The organism is Lewinella sp. IMCC34191 (assembly GCF_003390935.1).
Classification (GTDB): Bacteria; Bacteroidota; Bacteroidia; order Chitinophagales; family Saprospiraceae; genus Neolewinella.
In genome coordinates this window covers 68261-75137 of record NZ_QNQZ01000016.1, presented here as the reverse complement: position 1 = coordinate 75137, position 6877 = coordinate 68261, and the positions used below count along the sequence as shown (strand labels likewise).

General features: G+C 59.5%; 4 protein-coding genes. 1 reads left to right on the top strand and 3 read right to left on the bottom strand.

Annotated features, from left to right (window positions below; all coding sequences use genetic code 11):
• Positions 1–334: 334 nt before the first annotated feature.
• Positions 335–3400 carry a protein translocase subunit SecDF gene (gene secDF, locus DRW39_RS21260; protein ID WP_116109159.1) on the bottom strand — a complete coding sequence of 1022 codons (3066 nt, stop codon included), beginning with the start codon at positions 3398–3400 and terminating at the stop codon, positions 335–337.
• A gap of 279 nt (positions 3401–3679) precedes the next feature.
• Here secDF and DRW39_RS21255 point away from each other — a divergent pair, with 279 nt between their 5' ends.
• Positions 3680–4372, top strand: a complete 693-nt coding sequence (locus DRW39_RS21255; RefSeq protein ID WP_116109158.1) for a hypothetical protein — start codon at positions 3680–3682, stop codon at positions 4370–4372.
• On the opposite strand, the gene DRW39_RS21250 is transcribed toward DRW39_RS21255, so the two are convergent.
• A complete protein-coding gene (locus DRW39_RS21250; RefSeq protein ID WP_116109156.1) occupies positions 4328–4954 on the bottom strand; it encodes a hypothetical protein in 627 nt (208 codons plus the stop codon). The two genes, DRW39_RS21255 and DRW39_RS21250, sit on opposite strands and share 45 nt — an antisense overlap.
• A gap of 31 nt (positions 4955–4985) precedes the next feature.
• Positions 4986–6830, bottom strand: coding sequence for a glycoside hydrolase family 13 protein (locus tag DRW39_RS21245; protein WP_116109155.1), 1845 nt, complete (start codon positions 6828–6830; stop codon positions 4986–4988).
• Positions 6831–6877 lie beyond the last annotated feature (47 nt).

Below are 6877 nucleotides of genomic sequence, written 5' to 3'. Positions count from 1 at the left end.
CGAGGTCCTCGTACTTCCTACTGGTGGGAAGGTAGCACCTCGGATTGTGGCCGTACGCAGCAGGCGACCTGCGCGTGTGCGGCGAAAACACGACTGCTGCCCCGGACACGGGCAGGCCTGAACCCTGCTATTCCGGACACGCGCAGGTACAGCACACTCCGAGGTCCTCGTACTTCCTACTGGTGAGAAGACAGCACCTCGGAGTGTAGCCGTACGCAGTAGGCTACCTGCGCGTGTGCGGACTACCAAAAGCGCACCATAAATCAGAAAGCCCCGTCCGGAACGAGTCCGGGCGGGGCTTTCATCTAGCTTGGCTGTGGGAGGTCAGCTTGGGCTAGGTGGTGACGGGGGCCTCTTCCGAGGTCTTCACGTTTTTGACTTCCTGCTCGTCCGTCAGGTCATAAACGATCGGCGTGGCGATGAAGATCGAGGAGTACGTACCCACTACGATACCTACCAACAGCGCGAAGGCAAAGCCCTTGATGCTGGCTCCTCCGAAGAGGAATAGCACGAAGACCACCAGGATCGTCGTGAAGGAGGTCATGACCGTCCGGCTGATCGTGCTGTTCACGGCCGCGTTGATCATGGTCTTCTTATCCTGGCTAACGTGGTTGTTCAGGTACTCCCGGATACGGTCGAATACAACCACCGTATCGTTGATAGAGTAACCGATCACCGTCAGAATAGCCGCGATAAAGGCCTGGTCGACTTCCATGTTGAAGCCGATCCATCCCCAACAGGCTGCGAAGACACCGAGGGTGATGATGGTATCGTGGAACAGGGCGACAACGGCACCGGTAGAGAAGCGCTTACCATTGAAGCGGAGCAGCAGGTACAGGAAGATGCCCAGCAACGCGATCACGCCCGCCCACAGAGCCGAACGCTTGATGTCATCGGCGATGGTCGGCCCCACCTTGCTCACGCTGGTAATGTGCGATCCGGTAGTGGATTCGATGTTGCCGAATTCTTCCAGCGTCAGGTTGGTGTTGCCGGTCGCATCGACGATACCCTCGTGCAGCGCGGCAAGGACGATATCCTGCGGCTCCTGGTCGTCGATCAGCCCGGTTTCGTTCACCAGGTAGTTGGTGACGATGTTGTAGGTATTGTCGGAGTCCACCGACTTGATCGTCGGCGTGCCCTGGAAGGGGCCTTCCAGGCTGCTCCGCAGCTCCTGGGCTGTGACGGCCTCGTCGAGCACTACGGTGTAGCTATAGCCCCCCCGGAAGTCTACCCCGAGGTCGAAGCCCCGCACGAGGATGGCTACGATAGAGAGCGCGACCATAATACCGCTCACGGTATAGGCCACTTTGCGCTTACTCAGCCAGTCGATGTTGACGTCCGCGAAGAGGTTTTGGCTGGCTCCCGTCCAGAAAGACATCGTGCCCTTTTTCTCGACCCAGTAGTCGACCATCAGGCGACCCACCAAGACGGCCGTAAAGACCGAGGCGATAACACCCACGATCAAGACGACGGCAAATCCCTTAATCGGGCCGAGACCGAACCAGGCAAGAACCGCAGCCACCAGAATCGTGGTCACGTTAGCATCGATGATCGCGCTGTACGAGTTGCCGAAGCCGTCCCGCACCGCCTGGGGCACCGTTTTACCGGTCCGCAGTTCCTCGCGGATACGCTCGTAGATGATCACGTTGGCATCCACCGCCATACCGATCGTCAACAGGATACCCGCGATACCCGGCAGGGTAAGGACCGTACCGAGGCTGGCGAGGGCACCGAAGATGAATACCAGGTTGAGCAGCAGCGATACGATCGCCACGATACCCGCACCACCATAGTAGAAGAGCATGAAGGCCAGTACCAACCCGAAACCGATCAGCAAAGCCGTAATGGAGCTATTGATGTTCGCTTCGCCAAGCGAGGGCCCCACGATGCTCTCCTGAATGATTTCGGTGCGGGCGGGCAAGCGACCGACCTGCAGGATGTTAGCCAGGTCGGTGGCTTCCTGCACGGTAAAGTCGCCCGTGATGCTGGTGCTTCCACCCGTAATAGCGCCGTTTACGCGTGGGGCGGAGACCACTTGGCTATCCAGTACGATCGCCACCTGACGGTTACCGGCGTTGGCGGCTTCCGTCGTCATGCGGGCCCAGATGCGGCTTCCCTCGGAGTTCATGCTGAGGTTAACGGCCACCTGTCCGTTCGGGTCGGGACCCGAGCTGGCACGCGTCACGTACTCACCCGTCAGGGGAGCTTCGCCGCCGCGGGGGAGGTTCAGCTGGTACAGCGCGTACAGCTCGGCGGCGTCGGCCTGTTCGCCGAAGTCCAGCGGACGGTCGCCCCAGCGGTAGATCGCGTTGCGAGGGAAAAGGCGGGCGATCTCCGGATCGTTGAGGTAATTGGTGATCGCGTCGCGGTTACCGGCCGTCGCTACGCCAACCACCGCCGGACCCAGGTTGCCCTGGTTGGGGGTCAGCAGGCTGAAAAGCGGACCGGCCGTTTGGCGGGGTACTTCCCGTTCCTCGATGGAGGCGATACTGTCGGCCAGCAGATTGCCGTCCGCGTCGGTAGCGTAAACGGTGTCCAGCACGATTTCGGTGGTGCTGAACTCGGCGCTGTCCTGACCTTCGGCAAGTGCCTCGCGGCGAGCCAACAGCTCATCGGCCTGGATTAGCGCGTTCACGCTGGCCTGGTCGATGTTGACTACGTCGTAGAACTCCAGGTTGGCGGCGGCCTGCAGGAAGCTGCGCGCCCGCTCGGGGTTCTCTACGCCCGGCAGTTCGACCAGGATGAGGTCGCGCTCGGCGTCCAGGCTTACGTTGGGCTGTACCACACCGAGTTCGTCGATACGCTTGCGCAGCATAACGAAGGTGAGGTTGACGGTTTCGTCGGCCTTCTCGCGCAGGATGCGGAGTACCTCGGCGTCGGAGGTGTTGATGCCGATCTGGTCGCGCAGGGCGTCGTTGCGGCCGAAGATCGTGGCCAGCTTCTTGTCGCCGGCGGTTTCGATCCATGCGTCGCCGAAGAGCTCGATAAAGTCTTCGTCGGCGTTCTGTTGAGCTTGGGAGGCTGCGTTTAGGGCTTCTTCAAATGTGGGGTCCTTGGTATTGCGGGCCAGTGATCTCAGGAACTCCCTGAGATCCACCTGGAGGACGACGGACATGCCGCCCTTGAGGTCCAGACCGAGCGCCAGTTGCTGGGCTTTGAGGTCCTGGTAGGTGTACGATTTGATGAGCGGAAGTCGGAAGACCTCCTGGTCGGAAATGCTGTCCAGATAGGACGCGCGAGCAATGCGGTAAGCTTCGCCTGAGTCGTCTCCCGTGAGGTTTTGCGCGTACTCGTCCGCGTCATTTTCCACCGCGTTGGTGGGGATGACGAAGAGGTACTGTGCAACCGTCACGAGGATCATGACCACAAGGAAAAACTTGATAAGTCCCTTGCCTTGCATAGTAAAGAATTTAGGTTCCGGCGGTGCCGCCGTCGGAATCGGGCGGACCACCACGTTGAAGAAGATGGTGAAAACCTCTCGCCACCGGGGCCTCCCATGACCCGGGCCTGCGAAAGGGGCCGCAAATATACGGATCGTACGATTAGTAAATTGTTCACCTCCCCCTTCCTTTTATATAAGTCGGAAGACCATGTGTGACTTTTCGTGATTCGGCCGTCTAGCACTACCGCACATCCCTGGCTAGGGGATGGTTTTATAGCTTATCCTAACCGACACTAAATGAACATCTACCTGCGCTCCGCCGCAAAATTTTTTCTACACTGCGGTCTGCTCGCCATCCCCGCCGTAGCGGTCGCACAATCCCCGCTCGACATTGGCGGTCACCTCACTCCGCAAATGCGCTACATCACCAGTTCATCCGCTGAAATGCGCCCATCCAATATGCCGACGGCAGGTGACGACGGCCTGGCCGTATCCATAGGTGGCGGCGGATATCTGGAATACGAATTCGCACCCGGTTGGTCGGCCCGGGCCGGCATCGACCTATCCTACAAACGGAACCACTACACCGTTAAACGCACCTTCGCCGAAACCGGTGAGGTCGCCCAGGGGCACAACCGGATCAGCTACGCCAGCATCGAGGTGCCCGTTTCCCTGATCTACCATTTTGATTACCAGAGGCACGATACACGCTACCTTGTCGGCGTAGGCACCACGGTCAATCGTTGGAACGGTGCCCCCGTCTACCAAACCAGCTTCTTCCGCAAGGGGTCCGTGGCCGAACCGGTATCGGTGGCCAAGCACACGCTGACGATCTTCGGCGGCTACGAACGGCCGCTGTCCGATGCTTTCGTGATGAGTTATGAGCCGTACATCGCTTACGTGCCCAGCGAATTTCGGCTCGAGACGTCCAGCCGGTCTCGTATTCTACTCGAAACCGGTATCTCCGTCCGGGTTCGTCTGGATAACTGAGACCATCCCGTCGGTCCAGTCCTTCCACTGCACCTTTCCGAAGCCCAGTTTACCCGCCAGGGCTACCGCCTCGTTCCGTAACCGGTCGAGCAGGGGAGCGTCCGCTACGTTCGGTTCCTCGTTGCGCCCGTGCACTTCGGCCAGGATACATTGCCCGACTCGCCGGACCACGAAGGTATTGGTAGCGCCTCCTTCATAGAAGTGGGCTACGTTTCCCTGGTCCTGCCCCGGGGGTGGGCTGGGTTTAACCGTCATGGCCGCCCAGGGCTGGTCACCGGTTTCCTCCGCTATTTGGGTGATGACCACCCAGTCATAGCCCCCGCCCGAAGGGCTCCCTGGACCGGCCAGGTCGATCCGGATATAGTCTCCTCTTTGGGGTGATCGGGTCGAAGGTTCCCCTTCGGGTCCGCAAAGCAGAAAGTCGGTCTTGATGCTGTCGTTTAGCTCGCGCCACCGATCGATCGCGTAAAGACGTTCTTTAACGGCAGCGTATGCCCGCTGCGCCGGACCGTCAGCACAATACATGCTCACCGTGTCGTGGTGACTACCGGCATGCCGGGCGGGTAAATCGGGTAGGGCCATTGTAAATGAATGGGGCGGCGGAGCGCAGGATTTAATGAATTTTAAATATCGTCGCGGCCTGTGGAGGAACGACCAGCTCTTCCGAGATCGATTGTAACTCCCCGTCGAGCGTCTCGACCTCCCGGGCGGAGCCAAAAAGCTCCCGGTAGCGTTCAATAGGTAGCCTCACGGCCATCTCGTTTTTATTCATCACCACCGCTACCCGGTTGTCGTCGTCGTAACGGCCGTATACATACACGCCATTCTCCGGGGCGAAGTGCAGGGTCTTGCCGCGGGCAACGACTTCATTCTCCTTCCGCCAGCGCAGCAAATTTTTCAGGTGCTCCTGAACTGCGCGTTGATCGGCGGAAAGTCCTTTCCCGGTGAAGGCGTTGACCTCATCGCCCGCCCATCCCCCCGGCATGTCGCTGCGAATGATGCCGTGATCCCCCGGTGCCGAATCGTTGTCGAGCAGTACTTCCGAACCATAGTAAAACTGGGGGATACCCCGTACGGTCGCCAGGTACGTCAGCGCCATTTTGATGGCTGCCACGTTTCCTTTGAGCTGGGTGGCTAAGCGATCCATATCGTGGTTTTCCGCAAATACCATGATCGCCTGCGGATCGGCGTAGAGAAAATCCTGCGCCAAAGCCTCATAAAGCTTGATGAGTCCCGTGTCCCAGCCTTCTTCCTCGTTCAGGGCACCGATCAGGGCGGCTTGCTGGGGGAAGTCCATAACGCTGGGCAAGCACGACCGGTAGCCGTCGGGATTTTCCTTGCCCCGTTGCCAGTAGGCTACGGTGGACGGCTCGTACGACCATTCCTCGCCAACGATGGAAAAGTTGGGGTATTCCGTCATGATCCGGCAGGACCACTCCGCCAAAAAATCAGCGTCGGGGTAGGGATAGGTATCCTGCCTTACTCCGCCCAGGCCGAGGGTTTCGATCCACCAGATGCTGTTCTGTATCAGGTAGCGCGCGAGGAAGGGGTTGCGTTGGTTGAGGTCGGGCATGGTGGGTACGAACCAGCCGCCGGTCATTAGTTCCTTGTCTACTTCGGCGGCGTACGGGTCCTGGTGTACGCTACGGCGGTGGTTGGTGACCTGCGGATCCCCCTGAAAATTCAGCCAATCAGCAAAGGGGAGGTCATCCATCCACCAGTGCTCGGAGCCGCAGTGATTGACGACCTGATCCATGATCAGTTTAATGTCGCGCTGCCGGGCCGCATCGGCCAGCGTCACGTAATCGGCCAGGGTTCCGAATCGGGGGTCCACCCGGTAATAATCGGTAATCGCGTAGCCGTGATACGACCAGGCGGGCATATCATTTTCCAGTACCGGGCTGGGCCATACCGCCGTAAAGCCCAGGTCTGCGATGTAGTCCAGGTGGTCGGTGATACCCTGCAGGTCGCCGCCGTGACGCGCGAAACCGGCCGACCGGTCCACCAGTCCCTCCTTTAGCCCGGCAACGGAGTCGTTAGCCGGGTGGCCGTTGGCAAACCGGTCCGGCGTGATGAGGTAGATCGCATCCGTGGCATCGAAGCCGACAACTTCATCCGCCGGAAGCCTCCGTTCGAGCAAAGCATAGTCGTGCGTATTGACGACTTGTTCGTTTCTGGAGAAACGTAGTTCCAGCGTCTGTGGCGATGTTCCGGAGGGAAGAAGCAGGTCGACGAAGAGGTAGTTCGGGCTATCGGCGGAGTGCTGCCGGATCACGCTGGCCTCCGTGCCGGATACGGAGACGGTCATTTCGCCCGCGTCCGCACCGTGAATCAGCAGCTGGACGGTAGTGTCTTGCATTCCCGCCCACCAGTTCGGCGGTTCCACGCGCCATTCCTGCGCGTGAATGAAGACGGCGGGTAGTAGCCAGGCCAAAAAAACGTTGCGTACACTAAGCATGCGAAGGAGTTATCCCGGTAAGGTACCTATCCGGGCGCTCACCGTAA

Excerpts from the sequence above, each read along its gene's own strand:
- secDF (WP_116109159.1), bottom strand. The coding sequence starts at position 3,400 with ATGCAAGGCAAGGGACTTATCAAGTTTTTCCTTGTGGTCATGATCCTC.
- DRW39_RS21250 (WP_116109156.1), bottom strand. The coding sequence starts at position 4,954 with ATGGCCCTACCCGATTTACCCGCCCGGCATGCCGGTAGTCACCACGAC.
- DRW39_RS21255 (WP_116109158.1), top strand. The coding sequence starts at position 3,680 with ATGAACATCTACCTGCGCTCCGCCGCAAAATTTTTTCTACACTGCGGT.
- DRW39_RS21245 (WP_116109155.1), bottom strand. The coding sequence starts at position 6,830 with ATGCTTAGTGTACGCAACGTTTTTTTGGCCTGGCTACTACCCGCCGTC.